We start from the raw sequence: 25,225 nt of genomic DNA on the forward strand, positions 1-25,225 counted from the left end.
ACACTTATTTATTAATATTCTGTATGATGAATTGAACTTGTTCATTGTTTTTTATGATCCGCTCCATATCCTTAGCTAGACGAACACGGAATGCCCAGATACGGAAATAGAAAAATAGTCCGACAGGGAAAATAACCCCGGCAGCCAGATTCAGCCAATATATATGAAACGGGCGTATATGAGCAGAAACGGAAATAACCGGATAATTGTTTAATGTATTCAACAAAGTCACAGACTTCGTATTGGACATCTCTTCTATCAGTGTTTCCAACTTTTCATTGATATACATCACCTCATCGTCCTTCTCACCCGACATCCACAATTTAAAATAATTCGGAGCTTTCATCAAGCGGTTTTTAGCCACATACTCTTTACATTTATCAGTAAGCACCTGCAAGTCAACCGGTATACGATTATAATCCGGATCATGAATCACCACTTCTTTCTTAAATAGATGGCGTACGTTACGAATACCGACAATCTTCTTAAACCAGTTGATATATGCATCGGCGTTGAGCACTACAGAGTCTTTATTTGATTTATAAGTCAGGAAAGCACCCAACGGGGCAAGCACAGCGCTACTGGTCCACACTCCCATCCATACTACCCATCTGCCGTCACGCGCCATTTTATAGCCCGTATTATCTATAATATAATAAATGATGAAAACCATTACCGAAACGATAACCGGCATCCCCAGTCCACCTTTACGGATAATCCCGCCTAATGGAGCACCAATGAAGAAGAACAACAGACAAGAAAGCGAAATAGTGATCTTTTTATGCCATTCTATCTCATGCTTCCTCATACTATAATCATGGCTACCCATTGTGTAGCTTTTAAAGTTTATATCGCTGCTCAGATTTTCCGCACGACTTGTAGCAGCTGAAATGATCTTCTGCTTTTGCATCAAAGGAGCTACCTCATAAAGACTATCGATATTATATTCAGTAATATTCGCCTCCATAATCTTAACCGTGTCCTCTTTTGTCAGCCCATAAGTTGTACGGAAATTCCCCTCCGAAACCTCCCGGTAATATTGTCTTCCGATACTATCTCCCACCATTTTCATAGAGTCGATAGAAGCTTGCAGCATTGACATATCCTTGGCAGCGGATGTATTACTCATAATACTGGCATCTGCCATATTGAAGTCTGAGTCAAACTCAATAATCGTATGTTTTTCCCTGAATTCTTCACGACGATACGGCACATTCTGAGATTTCATATTCTGTGCTCTCAGGTTTTCAAACAAATCTCCACTATATAAATGCAGCCAGAGATGCTGTTTATCAGCAGTCATCTCCATTCGTCCGGAATCGGCATAAATAATATGTGCGTTCTCAAATCCGTCTTTCAGATTATAAATCATCACATCATACATCATACCTGTTTTTCGGTTTTTCTTAGCTATTTTCAGATTATAATCCGGTATTTCCGAATAAAACACTCCCTCCGGGATATCCAATTCCGGAGACTTTTGTTTCATCGAAATAATCAGTGTGTATAGCTTAGTCTGGGCGATAGGTCCCACGACGTTCTGGAAATAAAAAGAGACAGCAACCAAACCACAGACAAAGAAAGCCAGCGGGCGCATAATTTTAAGCAAAGAAATACCCGCAGCTTTCATTGCAAGTAACTCATAACGTTCGCCAAAGTTGCCGAAAGTTATTAAGGAAGCCAGCAATATTGCCAACGGCAACGATATCGGCACCAATGTCAATGCGGAATAAAAGAAGAATTGAGCTATCACACTCATATCCAGCCCCTTTCCGACTAATTCGTCTACATATCTCCACAAAAACTGCATCATGAAGATGAAGAGACAGATGAAGAATGTACCTACAAAGAGCATCAGGAAGCTCTTTACGATAAATATATCTAATTTCTTTATGCGTAGCATCTTAATAGGTTCGTGCAATTAAGACGCAAAATTAGCACAAAAAAAGTAGCATAGAAAATTTTTAGTTGAAAGTTAACTAAAAACCACACGTTCTTCTCAATTTCGCCACTTGTGACTCCCACAATTCTTCCATATCATCTACTTCGTCCGCCTCTGCGAAATCTGTAATTTCTAATACATAATCACTTGTCAGCTCATTATAAGTCATTTTGATCTCAAAATAATCGCGCTCGTTTTCATCATCCTGCCAACGGAACCGGATAAATGAGAAAGAACGGATTGCAATAATTTCGGCACTTCTCTGTTCCGTCTTCCCCCAATGGAATTCTACGACTTTATCATCAGATATTACTTTATCAGCAAACCAGTCCTCCAACCCGGTCGGTGTGCTAATAGCTGCCCAAAGAATATTTTTAGATGTTGCATTCAACAAATACTCCAAATGAATCTTTTCTTTTTTCATAGCAATTTCGAATTGTTTTTACGTGTGCCAAGATAGATACTTTTTTCTAATTATGTGGCATAAATCAGACACTTTATTTAAAACTTATTTCTTTTCAAGGCCTCAAACTCCCTATTTATAGGAAAAAGAGAACCTCGTTCTAAAGAAAAAACACAAAAAAGTTATGAATTGTTTTGGAGATTACAGAAAAACATCTATCTTTGCACCCGCAATCGAGAAACGATGGCGGGATAGCTCAGCTGGTTAGAGCGCATGATTCATAATCATGAGGTCCCCGGTTCAATCCCGGGTCCCGCTACTTGATAAGAATAAGGCATTTGGGAGGCTTCCACTTCTGGGTGCCTTTTTCTTTTTTACATCAATTGGTAGCAGGTGACGCTATAGGTGACGCTAATTAACGAATAAGCCCCCGAAAGCTATCCATAAAGCTTCCGGGGGCAATTCTATTTTACACTTTTATTCCCATTCGATAGTCGCATTAGGCTTCGGTGACATATCATAGCAAACACGATTCACATTCTTCACTTCTTTCAGAATGCGGTCTGTGATTTTCATCAGAATAGGCCAGTCTACCGGTTCAATAGTAGCTGTCATGGCATCCACCGTATTGACGGCACGAATAATTACCGGCCAGTCGAAAGAACGGGCATTATCACGTACACCAACAGATTTAAAATCGGGTACTACAGTAAAGTATTGCCATACTTTTTTATCCAATCCGGCAATCTGGAATTCCTCACGTAAAATTGCGTCAGATTCACGTACTGCTTCTAAACGATCACGTGTAATTGCTCCCAGACAACGTACACCTAAACCGGGACCGGGGAAAGGCTGACGGTAAACCATCTCATAAGGCAAGCCCAACTCCAGACCACAAGCACGAACTTCATCCTTAAACAACTGGCGCAAAGGTTCTACAAGCTGGAATTGAAGATCTTCGGGCAGACCGCCTACATTATGATGAGATTTCACCATTTTAGCAGTCTTCGTTCCACTCTCCACAATATCCGGATAAATAGTACCCTGACCCAAGAAATCGATACCGTCCAGTTTACGTGCCTCCTCTTCGAACACACGAATAAACTCTCCACCGATAATCTTACGTTTCTGTTCGGGATCTTCCACGCCTGCCAATTTATCCAGGAAACGATCTGTTACATCTACATAAATAAGATTGGCTTTTAACTGGTTACTGAACACCTCGACAACGTCTTCAGACTCACCTTTACGCATCAAACCATGATTAACGTGCACACATACCAAATTGTCACCGATCGCTTTCAGAAGCAAAGCAGCTACCACAGAACTGTCAACTCCACCCGACAATGCCAGCAATACTTTCTTATCGCCTACCTGACGCTTAACCAGTTCGATCTGATCATTGACAAAGTTTGCCATGTTCCAATTAGCTTCAGCTTGACAAGTATCGAATACGAAAGACTTTACAGCAGCTTTAATAGCCTCGATATCATCTGTAAATGCCGGAAGCTTCACTGCACAGGTTGCTTTATCGTGACCGGCAGCCATGACAGGGATACCCATTGTATAAATCGCCGGATCTACGTCAATAGCAACGCCGTCAATCACATTGTTAGGTCCACCATTGATAATAATACCCTTTACGTTGGGCAATGCTTTCAGTTCTTCCATTGTGATATCGTGAGGATAAATCTCACTATAAACTCCTAATGCACGGATGGCGCGAGCCAATACCGTATTCTCGTGACTACCCAAGTCAAGGATAACAATCATGTCCTGTTTCATCTGATTCTGGTTCTTTTAAGTTATTATATTGTATAAATTTGACTTTACCTTCAATTAGCCTGCAAATATAAAGATTTTAAAAGACGCTGCAATGTCTTGATTCCCAAAGTTTCATTTCAAATTAAACCGAATGCCACATTTCTTTATCGCAACGACAGAATCCGGACTCTTTCCGAACACTTCTTTTTATGCCTTCAGCCGCATCACAAAGCGACTTCCTTTACCCAATTCACTTTCTACCGTCAGTGTACCACCATGTGCTTCCACAAAGTCTCTCGAAATAGACAAACCGAGTCCGCTTCCCTGAACTTTGGTGCCGGGAACACGGAAGTAACGGTCGAAAATACTCTTGTGATAACGGGGATCGATGCCTTTACCGAAATCCTGAACGTACAGGTCGATCATATCTCCTTCCTGCCTGGCACCAATCACGACACGCCCGTTTTCTTTAGAATAACGAATCGCATTGCTGAGCAAATTAGTCAATACCCAAGCTATCTTTTCACTATCGACAAAGAGCTTGCCGATTTTCTCTTCCGGGTACTCTACTTCTATCTGGATATTGAACTTATCCGCTTGTACCTGATTAGCTTTAATCGCATATTCTATCAGTTCAATGGGCTTCGTTATCTTCGGCATTAATTGCAGCTTGCCTGCCTCTACCTGAGTCATATTCAGCAATTCACCCGTAATGCTCAACAGGCGTTCGCTATTTTCCTTGATGCTTTTGGACAACTGTTCCTGTTCATCATTCAGCGCACCGACACGTTTATCTTCCAATAGTTGCAGACTCATCATGATAGCCGCAATCGGAGTTTTCAATTCGTGTGAAATGGTCGAAATAAATGTAGTCTTGGCAGAATCCAGTTCCTTGAATTCCGTTATATTCTTCAGCAAAATAACATCCCCTAATTTGCTGGGTTCATCCTTTCCGGCTTCCGTATTAATGATGGGGATATAGGAAGCCTTGAAATAGCTTTCTTTATCATCGGCATATATTTTTAGCGGCTCTTTCTGATCGCCTGGTGTCACCAGTTCACGAATCAGCCGACGGAGCAGATCATTCTTCAAAGACAATTCTTCTGCCGATTTACGTATGACATTTTCTCTTTTCAGATTGAGCACATTCAATGCTTTATCATTAATAAACAAAATCTCACGGTCCATATTCAAGCCAATTATCGGATCGTCGATACTGTTCACGATGGCCTCAATGAATTTCTTGGCAGAAAGAATATCCGCTAACGTACTTGCCCGATACTCGGCCAAACGTTCCGCCATACGGTTGAAACTCTCGGCGACTTCCCAAAACTCCTGATTATTTCTCATATCCAGCCGTTCTTCATAATTATGATTGGCTATTTCAAGAATCCCTTGTTTCAGTTCCTTGATGGGTTTACTGATTGTTCGGGGCAACCAATACAGCAATGTCAATCCGGTCAATATACAAATACCGCCGGTAACGGAAATCCACAACAGAGCACGCTCCAAGGCAGGCATAGCAGCAGGACTGTCGGGCTCTGTGGCAGTCAGCAACTGAAGATTCACAACAGAAAGCGTCACCAATAAAATAATCATTCCCGCTAGCATCCCGATGCCGAGAATCAGTTTGGTTTTAATATTCATATCGTTCATACGGTTAATATTATGCAAGTATAATCAAATCTACATTAGCTTGTGACAAATTATTTAAAAACTTTCTATATCCAAGTATAGAGCAGATAGCACGAGGAAATCTCAGATTAGGAATTCCCATACAGACAGACGATATCTGTTTTTCCTGACAAACTTTGACAATACTCCCCAGAATATCCTTCGACTGTACCTGAACGACCTCTCCTCCCAGTTCTGCCACCAGTTTAAAATGATTCAACAGATAACGCTGACTAGCCAAATCAATCCTGTCCATACTCTCTTTCGGTGTCTGCACATAAAGAGCGACAAAAGTCGTATTATACCGTGTTGCCAGACGTGCCGCTTTCCTGATAATCCTTCTGGGTGTCTTCTCATGACTACTGATACAAGCCATAAATTTCTCATGCCTGATGCCGACTGCAACACCCATCACCACTTCGTTCTCCACTTTCTTCTCCACCCGAAGCGCCACTTCTTTCAGGGCCAGTTCGCGCAATTGAAGAATATTCTCGGTCCGGAAGAAATTATCCAATGCCGTCTGAATCTTTTCCGGACGGTATATCTTTCCTGCTTTCAGACGTGAGATCAACTCTTCCGCTGTCAGGTCGATATTCACAACCTCGTCTGCTTCCTGAAGCACGCTGTCCGGGACCCGTTCTTTCACTTCAATTCCCGTGATCTCCTGTACTTCTTCATTCACACTTTCAATATGCTGGATATTGATAGCAGAAATCACATTAATCCCCTCATCCAACAGAGTCATCACATCCTGCCAACGCTTCTCATTCAGACTGCCTTCCACATTGGTATGTGCCAGTTCGTCCACAATCACAATCTCAGGATGAATACGGATTATTGTATCCACGTCCATTTCCTCCAACTCCTTTCCTTTATAGAAAATTTTACGTCGGGGGATAACAGGCAATCCTTCCATCAGTGCCTCCGTTCCCGCACGTCCGTGAGTCTCAATATAGCCGATTTGTACATCCACTCCGTTGTCCAGTAATTCATGGGCCTCCTGAAGCATACGATATGATTTACCTACACCGGCTATCATGCCGATATATACTTTGAATTTGCCTCGGTGAGACTTCTTGATCAGATCCAAAAAATGTTGTACACTCTGTTCTCTATCCATATCCATTTATTTAATTCCTGTTTATAAACTATTTCAACCCGTAATAATCATCACGATCACCACGGGTCTCTGTATAATAAAAATTCATGAGTTTATATCTATGGCCTTAAAGTTACGCCAAAAACCAAGAAAGCATCTTCAACACATGGATTCCATATAGCCTGTGCAAATATCGGCAATGAAAACTTATCATTAATTTTTATCTCTGTCATTCCTTTTAATGCTATATTAGTCACGGCGAAACCACTATTCGTGTATATACTCTCCGCCTTATACGGCACTGCGCCACAAGTTACATTTAAATCGACATTTTTCACACTGAAAGGATAATTAAGTTCCAGATAGGATGAATAATTTTGTTTTAGTTCTCCGCTATCATTCAGTTTCTTGTCTTTTCCGGCAAACATCGTATACCATGCCACGGACAAAGGAAACTTCTCTACGGGCAGCGTATAAGATAATCCCGCTTCAAAATGATGTCCCGTTTCATGACTTTTAAAATTAAAATACTTGTATGCTCCTTCACCTTCCCACCACAGGTCGGCAACAGTCAGCGTAGGGCCTGCTTCACCCAACTTATAGGCAAGAGTCAGATCCAGTTCCTTGTTGCCTCCACCGAAATTAGTAGATCCCCATGCGGTAACAGAAAAGTTTCCGATCCCAAAACCTAGTGTGGGCTGAAAAGCTGCACCTCCCCCCTGATACATACCACGCCAGACATAGGAACTGACCACATCGCCCTGCACTGTAAATTCCTGTGCTTTTACCTCTGTTATACTCAATGCGCATACGACTGCTGCAACCAATGATCCCAAAACAATCTTCTTACTAAAAAAAGTCTTCATATTTATCTTTTTTATTTTATGTTTCTAAAAAAGAGCAGCGCCCTGCCCAGCCCTGTTTATCTGAACCGCAATAAATAACTAAAACGATTCGGACAGGAACGCTGCCCACTACTGTTTGATTATTTATTCTCTTCCAGTGCTATATTCAGTTTCAGCACATTAATCTTCTCCGTTCCGAAAAGTCCCAGAAAAGGTTTCTCCACACTTTTATCAACGATTTCCTTTACCTGATTCTCCGTCAGTCCACGCGCCTGTGCCACTCTCTTTACCTGCACGTACGCACATTGTGGAGTAATATTCGGATCGAGACCGGAAGCACTTGCTGTTACCATCTCCGCCGGAACTTCTTTACGGCTCAGATAAGGGTGATGTACCAGAAAAGTGTCGATACGTGCTTCGACTTCAGCCAGATATTCAGGATTCGTAGGTCCTTTGTTACTACCGGAAGAGCTGGTGGCATCATAGCCGTCTCCGGCACACGAAGGACGTCCCCAGAAATAAATGTCTTTCGTAAACATCTGACCTACATTAGCCGCACCTACCACTTTTCCATCCAGTGTGGCTACTTCAGCATTTCCCTTATTAGGACCTGCAACCTGTGCAAACAACCACAAAACAAGAATATAGAACACGGAAAAAAAGACACAGAAAACGAGAGTTATCTTTAGTGATTTAAATAAAGTTTTCATCGCTATTGTTTTTTAATTAAAAGAATAAACCTACTAATAAATCGATCAACTTGATTCCGATAAAAGGAGCAATCACACCGCCCACCCCATAAATCAACAGATTCCGGCGAAGTAAGGCACTTGCACCTATCGGCTTGTACTGAACGCCGCGCAAAGCCAATGGAATCAGAATCGGAATAATAATGGCATTGAAGATGACTGCCGAAAGAATCGCACTTTCAGGACTATGCAACTGCATAATATTCAGTGCTGCCAATTCGGGGATAGCCACCATAAACAAAGCAGGAACAATGGCAAAATACTTAGCCACATCATTGGCAATAGAGAAAGTAGTCAGTGTACCACGAGTCATCAGCAACTGTTTACCGATTTCCACAATCTCAATCAGTTTCGTTGGATCATTATCCAGATCGACCATATTACCGGCCTCTTTCGCAGCCTGTGTACCACTATTCATTGCCACTCCGACATTTGCCTGAGCCAAAGCAGGAGCATCATTGGTTCCGTCCCCCATCATTGCCACCAGTTTACCGGACTGCTGTTCCTTCTTGATATATTCCATTTTATCTTCCGGCTTGGCTTCGGCAATAAAATCATCCACACCTGCCTTCTCTGCAATATATTTGGCAGTCAGCGGATTATCGCCGGTCACCATAACCGTTTTCACTCCCATCTTGCGCAAGCGTTCGAAACGTTCCTGAATGCCCGGCTTGATGATATCCTGCAATTCAATCACTCCCGTCACTTTCTGGTTTACACATACCACCAAGGGCGTACCACCATTGCTTGAAATAGCAGCAATCACCTCTTCCACCTCTTTCGGAAATTTATTTCCGGCACTTTCCACTATCTTACGGATAGCATCAAAAGCTCCTTTACGAATCTGAGTTCCATCCGGCAGATCAACGCCCGAACACTTGGTTTCGGCTGTAAACTTAATCATCCGCGCACCGGTCGTATTCAAGCTGCGCATACGGATGCCCGATTCACGTCCCAGTTCTACGATTGATTTGCCTTCCGGAGTTTCATCGGACAGAGAGGAAAGCAGACAGTTTTCTACAAAAGCGTGCAGATCAATGCCCGGCGCAGTGTGAAAATGGGTAGCTTTACGATTACCGATGGTGATAGTTCCGGTCTTATCCAGCAACAAGGTATCAATATCGCCGGCAGTTTCCACTGCCTTGCCCGATTTTGTTATCACATTCGCACGTAGTGCACGGTCCATACCGGCAATACCGATAGCAGAAAGAAGTCCTCCGATTGTTGTCGGAATCAGGCATACAAACAAAGAAATAAGTGAAGCAATGGTAATGACAGTATTGCTGTAATCGGCAAACGGTTTTAACGTCACACACACAATGACAAAGACAAGTGTAAAACCGGCCAGCAGAATAGTCAGTGCTATCTCATTCGGAGTTTTCTGACGAGACGCACCTTCTACCAGCGCAATCATTTTATCCAGAAAACTTTCTCCCGGCTGAGTGGTCACCATTACTTTTATATGATCTGACAATACTTTCGTACCGCCTGTCACCGAACTCTTATCACCACCTGCTTCCCGAATTACCGGAGCAGACTCCCCTGTAATCGCACTTTCATCGATAGAAGCCAGTCCTTCGATTATTTCACCATCGGACGGAATCACATCTCCGGCTTCACAAACAAACACGTCTCCTTTCTTTAATTGCGAAGAACTGACAGTCACTATTTTATTGCCTTCTACCTTTTTGGCAGGTGTCTCCTCACGTGTTTTACGCAGACTATCGGCTTGCGCCTTTCCCCGTGCTTCGGCAATAGCTTCGGCAAAATTGGCAAACAACAGTGTGACAAACAGAATGATAAACACAGCTATGTTGTAAGCAAACGAACCTTGTGAAGGGTTTATGATGGAGTAAAGTGTCACAAACAACATGACCACCGTAGCCACTTCGACCGTATACATGATCGGGTTCTTTATCATCAGACGTGGATTTAACTTCACGAATGACTGTTTCAAGCTTTCTATAACTTGCTCCTTTTGAAACAAAGAAGCTGATTTCATATTTTTCATATCTCTCTAATTCAGAATTACAAACTTAAATGTTCGGCGATTGTACTTAAAGCATGTACCGGGAAGAATGACAGAGCAGCAATAATAAAGATTACGACAAATGTCATTATACCGAAAGTCAGCGTATCAGTCTTCAATGTTCCGGCACTCTCGGGAATAAACTTCTTCTGAGCCAGCAGACCGGCAATGGCAACCTGTCCGATTATAGGAAGGAAACGACTAAGTATAAGCACAATACCACATGTCCAGTTCCAGAAATAAGTATTATCGCCCAGTCCTTCAAAACCTGAACCATTGTTAGCGGCAGAAGACGTATACTCATAGAGTTGTTCACTCAAGCCATGGAATCCGAGATTATTCAGCCATCCACCCTCACTTTCTACAAAGTCCGGATGATGTGTATATATATAACTTGAGATAGCAGTAAACACCAATATGACGAACGGATGCAACAATGCTACGATCGTAGCTATCTTCATTTCACGGGCTTCTACTTTCTTGCCCAGAAACTCCGGTGTACGCCCTACCATCAAACCGCTAATAAATACCGCGATAATAATAAATGTATAATAGTTCATCCAGCCTACACCGACACCACCAAACCAAGTATTAATCTGCATATTCAGCATCTCCATCATACCAGACAACGGCATAGTAGAATCATGCATACCATTCACTGAACCGTTGGAAGTAACAGTAGTCACAATACTCCAGAGGGCTGTAGCTCCGGCACCCAAACGAACCTCTTTACCTTCCATCGCGCCATTATCCTGCGCAATTCCCAATGCATCGATACGGGGATTTCCGCCCATCTCCTGACTGACATTGATGCAGACACCCACCAAAAAGGCGAAAAGCATCACACCGAAAATACTATAAGCCAGTTTCTTCCTGCGAGTATAGAACCCTAATGCCAATGCCATTGCCATCGGAATAATCAAGATAGACCAGCATTCCACCATATTGGTAAGATAAGTAGGGTTTTCCAACGGATGAGAAGAGTTCACGCCAAAGTAACCGCCACCATTTGTACCTAATTGTTTGATAGGTACAATTGCAGCCGTAGGTCCTTGAGAAACCATCTGCTCCTGTCCTTCAAGAGTAGTCACCTGCATCTTTCCGTCAAATCCCATCGGGGTTCCCTGAAGAATCAGGATGAAACCTACAATCAAAGAAAGCGGCAGCAGGATACGGGTACAACTCAATACCAGAAAATGCCAGAAGTTACCGATTGTTTTTGTTGTCTTTGCAGCCATGCTTTTCATAATACCGGCCATAGCAGCCATACCGGTTGCAGCGGTAATAAACTGGAAGAGCATAATGACAAACAGCTGTGTGAAATAAGTCAATCCGCTTTCGCCGCTATAGTGCTGTAAATTACAGTTGACCATAAAACTGATACAGGTATTGAAAGCCTGATCCGGTGTCTGCGGCCCGTTACCGTCTGGATTCAAAGGCAACCATCCCTGCGAAACCAACAATACCATTCCCCAGAAAAACCAGAAAGCATTCAAAATCAGTAATGCTTTCAGGAACTGTTTCCAGTTCATTTCTTCCTTGGGATCAATTCCGCATACTTTATAAATGATTCTTTCAACAGGAACCATAAAATCCGACCAGGTTTTCTCTCCTTTATAAACCCTGGCAATATATTTTCCCAGTGGATAAGCCAGAATCACCATCAAAGCGATCTGCGCAACCACACCTAAAATTTCTGTATTCATACTTTTACCTTAAACTGTATAACTTTAAAACTTCTCGGGTCTGATGAGTACATACATCAAATAACCGAAGATTGCAATACCTAATACAAATAATGCTGTGTACATAATTCCTTCTCCTTCTTTTTAGATCTTTTCAAACCAGTCTACACATTTCCAAAACAGCCAGAAGCAGGCAAAGCCGCTTAACAGGCAAAAAATAAATGATAGTGTTACTTCCATGTTTTTTCGTTTAAATGATTATTTTAAAATTTCTTGGTAGACAGTATGCCAAATGCGTGCCAAAACAATGGAGTAAACAACAATAAGCTGATTGATAGAGCAATACAATAATTCATTCTGCTCATAGGTTCCCATCAGACCCTACCATTTTGAAAAAGCATCCCTATTTTGAAAAGGTTACTGCTTTCCAGACAAAATGTAAGGATCGATTTTCAAAACGAAAGAGTATTCCCATTTTGAAAAGGTGAAACAAACTGGTCATCAAAAGATAACACACTGATAATAAACGCTTAATGGATAAAAGAGGCTAATTGGTATATACTTTGCCCTTCAGCAGGTATGAAACTATATATTATATCAAACAGATTACCCGTAAAGGTTGCCAACCCGAATGGCACATTCGTCTTTTCACGCAGTGAAGGCGGAGTGACAACGGGATTAGATTCTCTTGAGACATCTTATGAGAAGCATTGGATAGGATGGCCTGGAATATGCGTTAATAAGGAAAAAGACAAACAGGAAATCAACGAAAAACTGCTGGAACTGAATTTCCATCCGGTCTTTTTATCAGAGGCACACATCAGAAACTACTACGAAGGATACAGTAACAGTACTATCTGGCCTATGTGCCATTACTTTTATGCTTATACCTTATATAAGAAGTGTTTCTGGCAGTCTTATCAAGTAGTCAATCAACTTTTCTGTGATGAGATTTGCCGCTTGATACGTCCCGGAGACAAAGTGTGGATTCAAGATTATCAGCTGATGTTACTCCCCGGCATGCTAAGAAAAGTATATCCGGAACTCTGTATCGGCTATTTCCATCACATCCCCTTTCCTTCTTACGAACTTTTCCGTATCCTTCCGGAACGTGCCGAAATACTGAAAGGATTGCTGGGAGCGGACTTTATCGCTTTCCATACCCACGACTATATGCGTCACTTTATCAGTGCCGTAGAGCGGGTACTGCACATCGACTTCAAACTGGACGAAATACAAATTGGTAACCGAGTAGTAAGGGTAGATGCTCTGCCCATGGGAATCAACTATGAGCTCTATCACAATGCCTCCCAAAATCCTGTAGTGCGGCAAGCCATCGACCGCAACCGGACCCTTTTCGGTAACCACAAATTAATCTTATCCGTAGACCGGCTGGACTATAGCAAAGGAATCCTCCACCGGCTGCATGGCTTTTCCAGTTTTCTCGAACATCATCCAGAGTATCATGGAAAAGTAACATTGGCAATGGTAATCGTTCCTTCCCGCGATCACGTAGGAAGTTATGCAGAGCTGAAAACGAAGATAGATGAAGAAATAGGTTCTGTCAACGGGCGCTACTCCACGATGAACTGGACTCCCGTCTGTTACTTCTATCATGGCTTTTCATTAGAAGAACTTACTGCCATGTATTATGTAGCCGATATTGCCCTGGTAACTCCCTTACGCGACGGCATGAATCTGGTAGCCAAAGAATATGTAGCTTCCAAATGCGATAACACTGGTGTACTTATCCTCAGTGAAATGGCAGGAGCCGCAGTAGAGATGACAGATGCTATTCAAATCAACCCGAATGATTCGGGACAAATAGAGAATGCTATCTGCCAGGCCCTGGAAATGCCGGCAGAGGAACAAAAGTTACGTTTGCAGCGTATGCAGAAGATATTGTCCGTACAAACAGTCAATAAATGGGCTGCCGACTTTGTAAATGGCCTGGACATGACTTGTATGAAGAACGATTCGTTACGGAAAAAACGTATCACTGCAGCAACCATTGCGCAAATCAAGCTGAAATACAATCAGGCAAAACAACGCCTGATCTTACTGGATTACGACGGAACACTGGCAGCGCTCAAGACACGCCCCGAGGATGCGAAACCGACTCCCGAACTTATTTCTATTTTACAGCAGATGACTGCTGATCCCTCCAACCATATTGTCATCAATAGTGGCCGGGATCATTTTACATTAGAGAAATGGCTCGGTTCGCTCCCTGTCTGCATGGCAGCCGAACATGGAGCTTTCTATAAGGAAAATGGTGTATGGCACAAAAATATAAAGAAATTGGAATGGAGCACCGGACTTCAGTCCATCCTGCAAATGTTTGTGGACAAAACTCCCCGTTCGCGACTGGAAGTAAAAGAGACGGCACTGGCATGGCATTACCGCGAAAGTGATGCCTGGTTGGGAACTTTGAGAGCACAACAGCTGGTCAATGCACTAATTTCCATTTGTACCAGACAAAAGTTACAAATCCTGCAGGGGAACAAGGTCATTGAAATCAAATCGCCAGACTACAACAAAGGATCGGAAGTAAACCGGTTGTTATCCAACAAGCGCTACGACTTTGTGATAGCAATGGGAGACGATACGACAGATGATGATATGTTTCAGGCTTTGCCCTTAAATGCCGTTACTGTCAAAGTAGGCAGTATTTCGGAAATAGCCAATTACAATTTACCGTCTCAGACCGATGTACTTCCTTTCCTGCAAGCCATTATAGGCAGACAAAAGGGAAGCGGTATCAATACTAACAGCACGGTGAAAAAACGGCTTGCCTCCGCTCTCGACTTCTTCAAGGATTTATTGAAAACTAAATAAAACAACCGTTATGAATACTCTGAATTATGGTATAACAGGCAACTGCCGTACGGCAGCCCTTATTTCCGAAACAGGAAATATCGAATGGTTATGCTTTCCCGATTTCGACTCCCCTTCCATCTTCGCGAGTCTGCTCGATCGCGAAAAAGGAGGAAGCTTCGGGTTCGAGGTATCCGATGATTACCGGATTACTCAAAGCTATGTACCTCATACTAATATTCTTTCTACACAGTTCTCCTCCAGAGAAGGAGAATTCGTTGTTCTCGATTATATGCCCTGCTATCGTTCCAAAGACGGTACAGGCCACTATCTGCCGGCAGAACTATATCGCTATATACATTGGCTGAAAGGGAAGCCCCGATTCAAAGTGAATTATCAACCAGCTCCTGACTATGCACGAGGCAAAGTGATTCTCAACATCACCTCTCAGTATATAGAAACATATTGTTCTTCCGAGAATAAAGACAGACAATATCTATATGCCTCCCTGCCATTGCAGGATATTGCCGGAAAAAAAGAGATAATACTTGAGAAGGATGAATTCCTGTTACTCTCTTATAATGAGAAAGTAATTCCGATCGACATTGAACGGGAGAAAATCGAATATTGCCGTACCCTTGTATACTGGTTAAACTGGACAAACCGGGGGAAAAAATACACCTTATACAATGATGTGATTGAACGCAGCCTGTTGGTGCTGAAACTTATGTCATATTATAATGGGGCAGTACTTGCTGCAATAACAACCAGCTTACCGGAGTCGGTTGGTGACGTACGAAACTGGGATTATCGCTTTTGCTGGCTCCGAGATGCATCTATGGCCATTGAAACGATGTTTCAGACAGGACATACCGGTGCAGCCAAACGTTTTATGAAATTCATTCAGGCAACTTTCGTAGCCAAGCACGACTACCAGATAATGTATGGCATCCGCGGCGAGCGTAAATTAACAGAAGTGATGCTTAACCATCTGTCCGGCTACAAAAACTCCGTACCTGTGAGAATAGGCAATGATGCCTACCACCAAAAGCAAAATGACTCCTTCGGGTATCTGATGGACTTAATTTATCAATATTACCGACTGATGCCCGGCACTCTGGATGAAATAGAAGATATGTGGGAAGTGGTGAAAAGTATTCTGGCAACTGTAATAGAGAACTGGCAAAAGCCTGATAAAGGCATCTGGGAAATCAGAGGAGAGAAACAACATTTTGTATCTTCGAAAATAATGTGCTGGGTAGCTTTAGATCGTGGAGCAAAAATCGCAGGTATGCTGAATAAATATAACTACAGCGAACGCTGGCAACAGGAAGCAGACAAAATCAGAAAAGACGTGATGCAGCACGGCTGGAACGAGAAGCTCCAGAGCTTCACACAGACTTATGACAATCAAGCTATGGACTCTTCTTTATTGTTAATGGAACCTTATGGATTTATTGAAGCAGATGACATTCGCTACCATAAAACAGTAGAGTCCGTAAAGAATGCACTTTTCCACAAAGGGCTGATGTATCGCTATAATAATGAAGATGATTTCGGTTTACCCACTTCCGCCTTTACTATTTGCACATTCTGGCTTGTACGAGCCTTGTTCGTCACCGGAAAGAAGGAAGAAGCACGGTGTTTGTTCGATGAAGTATTGAAATATTCCAATCATCTGGGATTATTCAGTGAAGATATTGATTTCGACACAAAAGAGCAATTAGGAAACTTTCCACAAGCCTATTCACATCTGGCATTAGTGAATACTGCTATTTTATTTGCAGAAGAAGAGAAAAGACTGGCTTTTATCCGCCCTTAATTTAAATCCTGTTTCTTCTAAAGAAGCGTTGAAGAAAGCAATGAAATCATTTCCTAAACCGCCAAAACACAGAAATCCCCGCCAGTCAATAAAGACCGGCGGGGACTCTTTAAAGCGGCGGCTACCTACTCTCCCACTGTTACGCAGTACCATCGGCGTGACGAGGCTTAACTTCTCTGTTCGGAATGGGAAGAGGTGGAACCCTCGTGCTATAACCACCTGAATGAATTCAATAAGGTTATGACATGATGAAAAGTAAAATTCAAGTAATATCATATTAATGATACGCTAAACGTATATCCAATCCGTACAAAGCCGGAAGAAAGTGGACGGGCAATTAGTAATGCTCGGCTTTGATGTTACCACCTTTACACCTGCATCCTATCAACGTCATCGTCTTTAACGACCCTAAGAAATCTAATCTTGTGGCTGGCTTCGTACTTAGATGCTTTCAGCACTTATCCAATCCCGACTTAGATACCCAGCAATGCACCTGGCGGCACAACTGGTAAACCAGCGGTCAGTCCAACACGGTCCTCTCGTACTAGTGTCAGAGCCACGCAAATTTCATACGCCCACGATAGATAGAGACCGAACTGTCTCACGACGTTCTGAACCCAGCTCGCGTGCCACTTTAATGGGCGAACAGCCCAACCCTTGGGACCTTCTCCAGCCCCAGGATGTGACGAGCCGACATCGAGGTGCCAAACCCCTCCGTCGATATGAGCTCTTGGGAGGGATCAGCCTGTTATCCCCGGAGTACCTTTTATCCTTTGAGCGATGTCCCTTCCATACGGAAACACCGGATCACTATGCTCTAGTTTCCTACCTGATCGACTTGTAAGTCTCCCAGTCAAGCGCCCTTATGCCATTACACTCTGCGGACGGTTACCAATCGTCCTGAGGGCACCTTTAGAAGCCTCCGTTACTATTTTGGAGGCGACCACCCCAGTCAAACTACCCACCAAACAGTGTCCTCGTATCAACGAGTTAGAACTCAAATAATCAAAGGGCCGTATTTCAACAGCGACTCCACACAAACTGGCGTCTGCGCTTCAAAGTCTCCGGCCTATCCTACACATCAATTACCCAAATTCAATGTTAAGCTATAGTAAAGGTTCACGGGGTCTTTTCGTCCCATCGCGGGTAATCGGCATCTTCACCGATACTACAATTTCACTGAGCTCACGGTTGAGACAGTGTCCAGATCATTACACCATTCGTGCAGGTCGGAACTTACCCGACAAGGAATTTCGCTACCTTAGGACCGTTATAGTTACGGCCGCCGTTTACTGGGGCTTCAATTCAATGCTTCTCTTGCGATGACATCTCCTCTTAACCTTCCAGCACCGGGCAGGTGTCAGGCTGTATACATTATCTTTCAATTTCGCACAGCCCTGTGTTTTTGTTAAACAGTTGCCTGGACCTATTCTCTGCGCCCAACTCTCGTTGGGACCCTTTATCCCGAAGTTACAGGGTCAATTTGCCTAGTTCCTTAACCGTGAATCACTCAAGCGCCTTAGTATATTCAACCCGACTACGTGTGTCCGTTTGCGGTACGGGTACCTTAAGGATTAAGTTTAGCGGATTTTCTTGGGAGTATGATTACACGCACTATTGGATTGTTCCGAAGAACGCTCCATACTATCAGGTTCGACTCTTATCCCGGATTTGCCTGGGATAATCAACATCTACACCCTTCAACGGACTATTCCGTCAGTCCGCGGCGCTGTCACGCCTCCGTCTCCACGTCACTCCTTAAGGTAGTACAGGAATATTAACCTGTTCTGCCATCGGCCTCACCGTTCGGCTGAGCCTTAGGACCCGACTAACCCTGATCCGATTAGCGTTGATCAGGAAACCTTAGTCTTTCGGCGAGGGGGTTTCTCACCCCCTTTATCGTTACTTATACCTACATTTGCTTTTCCACACGCTCCAGCAAAGCTCACGCTTCACCTTCGACGCTGAGTGGAATGCTCCCCTACCGATCCTTACGGATCCCATAGCTTCGGTAAAACACTTGATGCCCGATTATTATCCACGCCAAACTCCTCGACTAGTGAGCTGTTACGCACTCTTTAAATGAATGGCTGCTTCCAAGCCAACATCCTAGCTGTCTTAGCAATCTGACTTCGTTAGTTCAACTTAGTGTTTATTTCGGGACCTTAGCTGATGGTCTGGATTCTTCTCCTTTAGGACATGGACCTTAGCACCCATGCCCTCACTCCTGTGATAGAACTAATGCGCATTCGGAGTTTATCAAGACTTGATAGGCGGTGAAGCCCTCGCATCTTATCAGTCGCTCTACCTCACATTAGTAACTCACAAGGCTGCACCTAAATGCATTTCGGGGAGTACGAGCTATCTCCAAGTTTGATTAGCCTTTCACCCCCACCCTCAGTTCATCCGGAAGCTTTTCAACGCTTATCGGTTCGGTCCTCCAGTTAGTGTTACCTAACCTTCAACCTGACCAAGGGTAGATCACTTGGTTTCGCGTCTACTCCTTCCGACTCGACGCCCTGTTCAGACTCGCTTTCGCTTCGGCTGCGCATCTCAAGATGCTTAACCTTGCCGGAAAAAGTAACTCGTAGGTTCATTATGCAAAAGGCACGCCGTCACTGCTTACGCAGCTCCGACCGCTTGTAGGCGCACGGTTTCAGGGACTATTTCACTCTTCTGTTCGAAGTGCTTTTCACCTTTCCTTCACAGTACTGGTTCGCTATCGGTCTCTCGGGAGTATTTAGCCTTACCGGATGGTCCCGGCAGATTCACGCAAGATTTCTCGTGTCCCGCGCTACTCAGGATACCACTACGCTTAATCTGACTTCATATACAGGACTATCACCGTCTATGGTTCCACTTTCCAGAGGATTCTATTCATCAGATGTCTTGCGATATCGTGGTCCTACAACCCCACACATGCCGTAACATGGGTGGTTTGGGCTATTCCCCGTTCGCTCGCCACTACTAGGGGAATCATTATTATTTTCTTTTCCTGCAGGTACTAAGATGTTTCAGTTCCCTGCGTTAGCCTCCATCAAAGATGGATGACATTCCTTCAGAATGCCGGGTTGTCCCATTCGGAAATCTCTGGATCAAAGGTTATTTGCACCTACCCAGAGCTTATCGCAGCTTATCACGTCCTTCATCGCCTCCGAGAGCCAAGGCATCCGCCATGCGCCCTTGCTTACTTTCTTTCAAACTTACTTTCAAGTATTAAATATCAAGTGTCAGGTATTAAACCCGAACACTTAATATCGCGGTACTTAAAACGTACGGTTCGATATATACTTTTAGCTCTTTACTAAATTTTACTTTTTGTACATCATGTCAAAGATCGTTTCTCTTGTTCAGAGATGGTGGAGAATAACGGATTCGAACCGTTGACCCTCTGCGTGCAAGGCAGATGCTCTAGCCAGCTGAGCTAATCCCCCAAGAGTTATTGACTGTTACAATTGACAATGGACAATGAAAACAGACAACTTTTGTTCGGAGTAGTCCCAGGCAGAGTTGAACTGCCGACCTCTACATTATCAGTGTAGCGCTCTAACCAACTGAGCTATAGGACTAGTTCAACCTTGTCTACCTGATATGTTAGACTCGGCTTCTTTATTTCTCTTGTTTATCTCTATCTATACTTCTATAGATGGTTGATCTATATGTTATAAATAAACAAGTACCAGTAGTACAATTATAGAACCGATGAAAGTCATTGTAACGGCATCACTCCAGAAAGGAGGTGTTCCAGCCGCACCTTCCGGTACGGCTACCTTGTTACGACTTAGCCCCAATTACCAGTTTTACCCTAGGACGCTCCTTGCGGTTACGTACTTCAGGTACCCCCGGCTTTCATGGCTTGACGGGCGGTGTGTACAAGGCCCGGGAACGTATTCACCGCGCCATGGCTGATGCGCGATTACTAGCGAATCCAGCTTCACGAAGTCGGGTTGCAGACTTCGATCCGAACTGAGAGAGGCTTTTGGGATTAGCATCCTGTCACCAGGTAGCGGCCTTCTGTACCCCCCATTGTAACACGTGTGTAGCCCCGGACGTAAGGGCCGTGCTGATTTGACGTCATCCCCACCTTCCTCACATCTTACGACGGCAGTCTCTCCAGAGTCCTCAGCATGACCTGTTAGTAACTGAAGATAAGGGTTGCGCTCGTTATGGCACTTAAGCCGACACCTCACGGCACGAGCTGACGACAACCATGCAGCACCTTCACATTTGTCTTACGACTAACCAATTTCTTGATTATTCAAATGCAATTTAAGCCCGGGTAAGGTTCCTCGCGTATCATCGAATTAAACCACATGTTCCTCCGCTTGTGCGGGCCCCCGTCAATTCCTTTGAGTTTCACCGTTGCCGGCGTACTCCCCAGGTGGAATACTTAATGCTTTCGCTTGGCCGCTTACTGTATATCGCAAACAGCGAGTATTCATCGTTTACTGTGTGGACTACCAGGGTATCTAATCCTGTTTGATACCCACACTTTCGAGCATCAGTGTCAGTTGCAGTCCAGTGAGCTGCCTTCGCAATCGGAGTTCTTCGTGATATCTAAGCATTTCACCGCTACACCACGAATTCCGCCCACCTCTACTGTACTCAAGACAGCCAGTATCAACTGCAATTTTACGGTTGAGCCGCAAACTTTCACAACTGACTTAACTGTCCACCTACGCTCCCTTTAAACCCAATAAATCCGGATAACGCTCGGATCCTCCGTATTACCGCGGCTGCTGGCACGGAGTTAGCCGATCCTTATTCATATGGTACATACAAAAATCCACACGTGGATCACTTTATTCCCATATAAAAGAAGTTTACAACCCATAGGGCAGTCATCCTTCACGCTACTTGGCTGGTTCAGACTCTCGTCCATTGACCAATATTCCTCACTGCTGCCTCCCGTAGGAGTTTGGACCGTGTCTCAGTTCCAATGTGGGGGACCTTCCTCTCAGAACCCCTATCCATCGAAGGTTTGGTGGGCCGTTACCCCACCAACTGCCTAATGGAACGCATCCCCATCGATAACCGAAATTCTTTAATAATCAAACCATGCGGTTCTATTATGCCATCGGGTATTAATCTTTCTTTCGAAAGGCTATCCCCGAGTTATCGGCAGGTTGGATACGTGTTACTCACCCGTGCGCCGGTCGCCATCTCCAGTTTGCAAGCAAACTGGAATGCTGCCCCTCGACTTGCATGTGTTAAGCCTGTAGCTAGCGTTCATCCTGAGCCAGGATCAAACTCTTCATTGTAAAAGTATTGTTATCATTCCTATGAAAGAATGGTATTTGCTCTGTTCAGGATGCCGTACAATTTATTGACTTCATTAATACCTGTCATCAGATACATACTGCTATGTATCCAACAAGCATTGACGGTTCTATTTTTCTTGTACTACTTGTATTGTTTATCAATATTTCAAAGAACTTGGTTGCTTTCGTTTCAAAAGCGGGTGCAAAGGTAAGGGGTTTTATTTTAACTGCCAAACGTTTTCGGAAGTTTTTTTTTTAATTTTTCTTTTTATATCGTTTCTCAGGCTCTCTTGCGAAAGGGAAAGAAGGTAAAGAAGAAAAACAAACCGCGTTTCTTTGCGAATCGGACTGCAAAGATAAGAACTTTATTCAATAACATCCAAAACTTTCCGGAAGTTTTTTTGTTCTTATTTTAAGCTGCCGTACGCTTTTACACTAAGTCAACTTATCAAGGCTTTCTTCTCTTGGAAAGCGGGTGCAAAAGTAGTAGCTTTCAGCTTATGCTCCAAAATTATCGGACTGTTTTTTTGAATTATTTTTGGATATCCATGCTAAGGGGCTGATTCAGAAGGATGTTGTAGAACATAAATTTACCGGGGATGGCAGAAAGAGGGAAAGGGACACACCTTATTATATTCACACACGCGGATGCGGGCGCGAAGGGAACAGATTTCAACAGGAAGGAAGGGAAGGATAGCGGTGAATCATTCATGAAGACAGTATGGATGGACTAAAAGCGGAGAAGAAACTCTCCTGGAAAAGGGTTTTTCTATTGTCACTTGTCACTTTTCAAGTCAAACTGTTATTTATCAATGGATTAAGAGTGACAATAAGGTGATAATAGAGGTGATAACAGGGTGACAATAGGAAAAGCATGTGAGCGTATTGTCACTTTTTGGGGAACAGATTACCGCAGATATTCAAGGGGTGTTCATGGGAAAGTGGCGGCTGAAAGGAAAGAAGAAACTCCGAAAGTATACTGATAGCGATAAAGAAATACGGGGATGCAGGCAAGGGATTAGTTTCATGCGGGGAAAACAAAGGTTTCATATAGGAGAAACTCTAGTTTCAAGCAATGAAACTAAAAGTTTCAAGCGAAAGAAACTGTTGTTTCAAGCAGGGGAAACTAAAGTTTCAAACCATCTGGAACTGGAGTTTCAAGAGGCAAGAAACTTCAGGAAACAACCGGAGACGGGAGCAGAGGACCGCATGATTGGATAAGGAGGAACGCATGATTGGAGTGAAATGAACGCACGAGTGGAGTAAAAGTACCGCACGATTCAACCAACCCGACCATAACAATGTCCCGATTAACCTGTTCTCTTAGGAAGAACAGGAGTATGGACATAAGCGAAAAAAGCATTTATCACACAATAATAGAGGGAGTATCAGATCTTAATACCTGATATATCAATTATTAACAGATGGAACGTCAATTATTAATAGTTGACAGATAGGAGGTTAACATACTGAATACAAGATTACAACATCAAGAAAATGTGTATTAAAGCATGAATATAGAGTGAGAGCAAATGCCTGCTACCACACTTGCTACCACAGCTGCTATCACAGCTGTAACAACGATGAATAAACCGATACAAGCAAAAAGTGAGAGCATGGGAGCAAAATCTATACTAAATCAATAGGAGGCTGAATCAGATGCAGCCAAATAAAGATTGAGCATCTCCGAGCAAAATCCACCTCCAGTTGTTATTCAAAAACAAGGATATATTATACAATAAAAAGTCAATGTCATGGAAAAAAACATTTTTAAGTTAGATAATGAACAGCTCAAAGTGATTGCATGCTCATTTCGTGATAAAATAGAAGAAGGGTTAAAGACAGAAAATGCAGAGATACAATGTATTCCGACTTTCATTACTCCCCAAACAAATCATATCAATGGTAAATCACTGGTACTCGACCTGGGAGGAACCAATTATCGAGTGGCGATCGTAGATTTCAATAAAGCAGCCCCTACCGTTCATCCGAATAATGGCTGGAAGAAAGATATGTCAATCATGAAGTCTGCCGGATATACCCGCGAAGAGTTATTCAAAGAACTGGCCGACATGATTGTAGGAATAAAGCGTGAGGAAGAAATACCCATCGGTTATTGTTTTTCCTATCCAGCCGAATCTGTACCGGGTGGAGACGCCAAACTGTTGCGTTGGACCAAAGGGGTAGATATAAAAGAAATGATCGGAGAATTTATCGGAAAACCTTTGCTTGACTATCTGAATGAAAGAAATAAGATCAAGTTTACAGATATCAAAGTACTCAACGATACTATAGCCAGTCTATTCGCCGGTCTCACGGACAGCAGTTACGATGCATACATCGGCCTCATCGTAGGGACAGGAACCAATATGGCTACTTTTATCCCTGCTGATAAAATACAAAAACTAAATCCGGCATACAACGCACAGGGGATGATACCGGTAAATCTGGAATCAGGCAATTTCCATCCACCCTTCCTCACTGCAGTAGATGACACCGTCGATGCAATCTCCGGTAACCCGGGAAAGCAACGCTTTGAGAAAGCGGTATCCGGCATGTACTTGGGAGACATTTTGAAAACGGCTTTTCCACTGGAAGAGTTCGAAGAGAAATTCGATGCTCAGAAACTGACTTCCATTATGAACTATCCGGATATATACAAAGATGTATATGTGCAGGTGGCACAATGGATATATGGCAGATCTGCACAATTGGTTGCCGCCTCACTTACAGGACTTGTCATGCTGCTGAAATCGTACAATAAAGACATGCGAAAAGTTTGTCTGGTAGCCGAAGGCAGCCTTTTCTGGAGTGAAAACAGGAAAGATAAAAACTATAACATTCTTGTTATGGAGAAATTAAGGGAACTTTTCAAGCTGTTCAACCTGGAAGATGTCGAAGTGGATATCAAAAGCATGAATAACGCGAACCTGATAGGAACTGGAATTGCAGCATTATCCTAATGCCCCTGGCATCGTTTGCTTCACATCGTATATGCATGATGTGCTGAAATCGACAGGAAAGTGAGACCGGGACTCGCAATAAGGGGATCAATATGTCTGTATCATTATTTGGGGTACGAATTATGCGGATTAACACGGTTTCCAGTAGTCTATATAATCTCTTGGAACTGTG

Annotated in this window: 15 protein-coding genes, 3 tRNA genes and 3 rRNA genes; 6 read left to right on the forward strand and 15 right to left on the reverse strand. The window is 43.3% G+C overall.

Features of this window, described 5'->3' with window-relative positions:
• Positions 1-4: 4 nt before the first annotated feature.
• Positions 5-1,903: an LptF/LptG family permease gene (locus K6V30_RS01690; protein WP_029425015.1), complete on the reverse strand. Its 1,899-nt coding sequence runs from the start codon at positions 1,901-1,903 to the stop codon at positions 5-7.
• Positions 1,904-1,979: 76 nt separating this feature from the next.
• Complete coding sequence (locus tag K6V30_RS01695) at positions 1,980-2,366, reverse strand: START-like domain-containing protein (protein ID WP_010535430.1); 387 nt, start codon at positions 2,364-2,366, stop codon at positions 1,980-1,982.
• A 224-nt stretch (positions 2,367-2,590) separates the two neighbouring features.
• Here K6V30_RS01695 and K6V30_RS01700 point away from each other — a divergent pair.
• Positions 2,591-2,664: transfer RNA gene (locus tag K6V30_RS01700), tRNA-Met, on the forward strand.
• A 158-nt stretch (positions 2,665-2,822) separates the two neighbouring features.
• Here K6V30_RS01700 and guaA read toward each other — a convergent pair.
• From guaA to kdpF, 8 genes are all read right to left on the reverse strand, one after another.
• A complete protein-coding gene (gene guaA, locus K6V30_RS01705; protein ID WP_055271656.1) occupies positions 2,823-4,130 on the reverse strand; it encodes a glutamine-hydrolyzing GMP synthase in 1,308 nt (435 codons plus the stop codon).
• A 186-nt stretch (positions 4,131-4,316) separates the two neighbouring features.
• Positions 4,317-5,756 carry a HAMP domain-containing sensor histidine kinase gene (locus K6V30_RS01710; protein ID WP_055271666.1) on the reverse strand — a complete coding sequence of 480 codons (1,440 nt, stop codon included), beginning with the start codon at positions 5,754-5,756 and terminating at the stop codon, positions 4,317-4,319.
• Positions 5,757-5,775: 19 nt separating this feature from the next.
• Entirely contained in the window at positions 5,776-6,903 is a 1,128-nt protein-coding gene (locus tag K6V30_RS01715; protein ID WP_032836491.1) for a sensor protein KdpD, read from the reverse strand.
• A 98-nt stretch (positions 6,904-7,001) separates the two neighbouring features.
• A complete protein-coding gene (locus K6V30_RS01720; protein WP_055271654.1) occupies positions 7,002-7,748 on the reverse strand; it encodes a hypothetical protein in 747 nt (248 codons plus the stop codon).
• Positions 7,749-7,867: 119 nt separating this feature from the next.
• Positions 7,868-8,437, reverse strand: a complete 570-nt coding sequence (locus K6V30_RS01725) for a K(+)-transporting ATPase subunit C (RefSeq protein WP_010535440.1) — start codon at positions 8,435-8,437, stop codon at positions 7,868-7,870.
• 16 nt (positions 8,438-8,453) lie between these two features.
• Positions 8,454-10,487: a potassium-transporting ATPase subunit KdpB gene (gene kdpB, locus K6V30_RS01730; RefSeq protein WP_055271652.1), complete on the reverse strand. Its 2,034-nt coding sequence runs from the start codon at positions 10,485-10,487 to the stop codon at positions 8,454-8,456.
• Positions 10,488-10,504: 17 nt separating this feature from the next.
• The gene (kdpA, locus tag K6V30_RS01735) at positions 10,505-12,211 is read right to left on the reverse strand and encodes a potassium-transporting ATPase subunit KdpA (RefSeq protein ID WP_055271650.1); all 1,707 of its coding nucleotides are present in this window, start codon (positions 12,209-12,211) and stop codon (positions 10,505-10,507) included.
• 24 nt (positions 12,212-12,235) lie between these two features.
• A complete protein-coding gene (gene kdpF / locus K6V30_RS25335; RefSeq protein WP_050581211.1) occupies positions 12,236-12,316 on the reverse strand; it encodes a K(+)-transporting ATPase subunit F in 81 nt (26 codons plus the stop codon).
• Between the two features lie 453 nt (positions 12,317-12,769).
• Here kdpF and K6V30_RS01745 point away from each other — a divergent pair, with 453 nt between their 5' ends.
• Positions 12,770-15,028, forward strand: coding sequence for a bifunctional alpha,alpha-trehalose-phosphate synthase (UDP-forming)/trehalose-phosphatase (locus tag K6V30_RS01745; protein ID WP_010535443.1), 2,259 nt, complete (start codon positions 12,770-12,772; stop codon positions 15,026-15,028).
• A gap of 10 nt (positions 15,029-15,038) precedes the next feature.
• The gene (locus K6V30_RS01750; RefSeq protein WP_055271648.1) at positions 15,039-16,829 is read left to right on the forward strand and encodes a glycoside hydrolase family 15 protein; all 1,791 of its coding nucleotides are present in this window, start codon (positions 15,039-15,041) and stop codon (positions 16,827-16,829) included.
• Positions 16,830-16,941: 112 nt separating this feature from the next.
• Here K6V30_RS01750 and rrf read toward each other — a convergent pair.
• The 5 genes from rrf to K6V30_RS01775 all read right to left on the reverse strand — a co-directional run bounded on the left by rrf (position 16,942) and on the right by K6V30_RS01775 (position 22,090).
• A 5S ribosomal RNA gene (rrf, locus tag K6V30_RS01755) occupies positions 16,942-17,052 on the reverse strand.
• A 94-nt stretch (positions 17,053-17,146) separates the two neighbouring features.
• A 23S ribosomal RNA gene (locus K6V30_RS01760) occupies positions 17,147-20,026 on the reverse strand.
• A gap of 160 nt (positions 20,027-20,186) precedes the next feature.
• A tRNA-Ala gene (locus tag K6V30_RS01765) sits at positions 20,187-20,263 on the reverse strand.
• Positions 20,264-20,324: 61 nt separating this feature from the next.
• Positions 20,325-20,398: transfer RNA gene (locus tag K6V30_RS01770), tRNA-Ile, on the reverse strand.
• 163 nt (positions 20,399-20,561) lie between these two features.
• Positions 20,562-22,090 (reverse strand): 16S ribosomal RNA (locus tag K6V30_RS01775).
• The 16S, 23S and 5S rRNA genes sit together here with 2 tRNA genes alongside, the layout of an rRNA operon.
• Positions 22,091-22,689: 599 nt before the next feature.
• Here K6V30_RS01775 and K6V30_RS25160 point away from each other — a divergent pair.
• The 3 genes from K6V30_RS25160 (at position 22,690) to K6V30_RS01785 (ending at position 25,053) form a co-directional block, all read left to right on the forward strand.
• On the forward strand, positions 22,690-22,824 hold the full coding sequence (locus tag K6V30_RS25160; protein WP_258902871.1) for a hypothetical protein: 135 nt from the start codon (positions 22,690-22,692) through the stop codon (positions 22,822-22,824).
• A gap of 142 nt (positions 22,825-22,966) precedes the next feature.
• Positions 22,967-23,311 (forward strand): hypothetical protein, encoded by a 345-nt coding sequence (locus K6V30_RS01780; RefSeq protein ID WP_224207242.1) that lies wholly within the window; start codon positions 22,967-22,969, stop codon positions 23,309-23,311.
• A gap of 533 nt (positions 23,312-23,844) precedes the next feature.
• A complete protein-coding gene (locus K6V30_RS01785) occupies positions 23,845-25,053 on the forward strand; it encodes a hexokinase family protein (protein WP_055271697.1) in 1,209 nt (402 codons plus the stop codon).
• Positions 25,054-25,225: the final 172 nt, after the last annotated feature.

Source organism: Bacteroides faecis (genome assembly GCF_020091505.1).
In the GTDB taxonomy this organism is placed as follows: domain Bacteria; phylum Bacteroidota; class Bacteroidia; order Bacteroidales; family Bacteroidaceae; genus Bacteroides; species Bacteroides faecis.

Bases quoted from the DNA above. Each gene is read 5' to 3' on its own strand.
- K6V30_RS01745 (WP_010535443.1), top strand. From the start codon at position 12,770: ATGAAACTATATATTATATCAAACAGATTACCCGTAAAGGTTGCCAAC.
- K6V30_RS01715 (WP_032836491.1), bottom strand. From the start codon at position 6,903: ATGGATAGAGAACAGAGTGTACAACATTTTTTGGATCTGATCAAGAAG.
- kdpF (WP_050581211.1), bottom strand. From the start codon at position 12,316: ATGTACACAGCATTATTTGTATTAGGTATTGCAATCTTCGGTTATTTG.
- K6V30_RS01785 (WP_055271697.1), top strand. From the start codon at position 23,845: ATGGAAAAAAACATTTTTAAGTTAGATAATGAACAGCTCAAAGTGATT.
- K6V30_RS25160 (WP_258902871.1), top strand. From the start codon at position 22,690: ATGGCAGAAAGAGGGAAAGGGACACACCTTATTATATTCACACACGCG.
- K6V30_RS01720 (WP_055271654.1), bottom strand. From the start codon at position 7,748: ATGAAGACTTTTTTTAGTAAGAAGATTGTTTTGGGATCATTGGTTGCA.
- K6V30_RS01750 (WP_055271648.1), top strand. From the start codon at position 15,039: ATGAATACTCTGAATTATGGTATAACAGGCAACTGCCGTACGGCAGCC.
- kdpA (WP_055271650.1), bottom strand. From the start codon at position 12,211: ATGAATACAGAAATTTTAGGTGTGGTTGCGCAGATCGCTTTGATGGTG.
- K6V30_RS01725 (WP_010535440.1), bottom strand. From the start codon at position 8,437: ATGAAAACTTTATTTAAATCACTAAAGATAACTCTCGTTTTCTGTGTC.
- guaA (WP_055271656.1), bottom strand. From the start codon at position 4,130: ATGAAACAGGACATGATTGTTATCCTTGACTTGGGTAGTCACGAGAAT.
- kdpB (WP_055271652.1), bottom strand. From the start codon at position 10,487: ATGAAAAATATGAAATCAGCTTCTTTGTTTCAAAAGGAGCAAGTTATA.
- K6V30_RS01710 (WP_055271666.1), bottom strand. From the start codon at position 5,756: ATGAATATTAAAACCAAACTGATTCTCGGCATCGGGATGCTAGCGGGA.
- K6V30_RS01690 (WP_029425015.1), bottom strand. From the start codon at position 1,903: ATGCTACGCATAAAGAAATTAGATATATTTATCGTAAAGAGCTTCCTG.
- K6V30_RS01695 (WP_010535430.1), bottom strand. From the start codon at position 2,366: ATGAAAAAAGAAAAGATTCATTTGGAGTATTTGTTGAATGCAACATCT.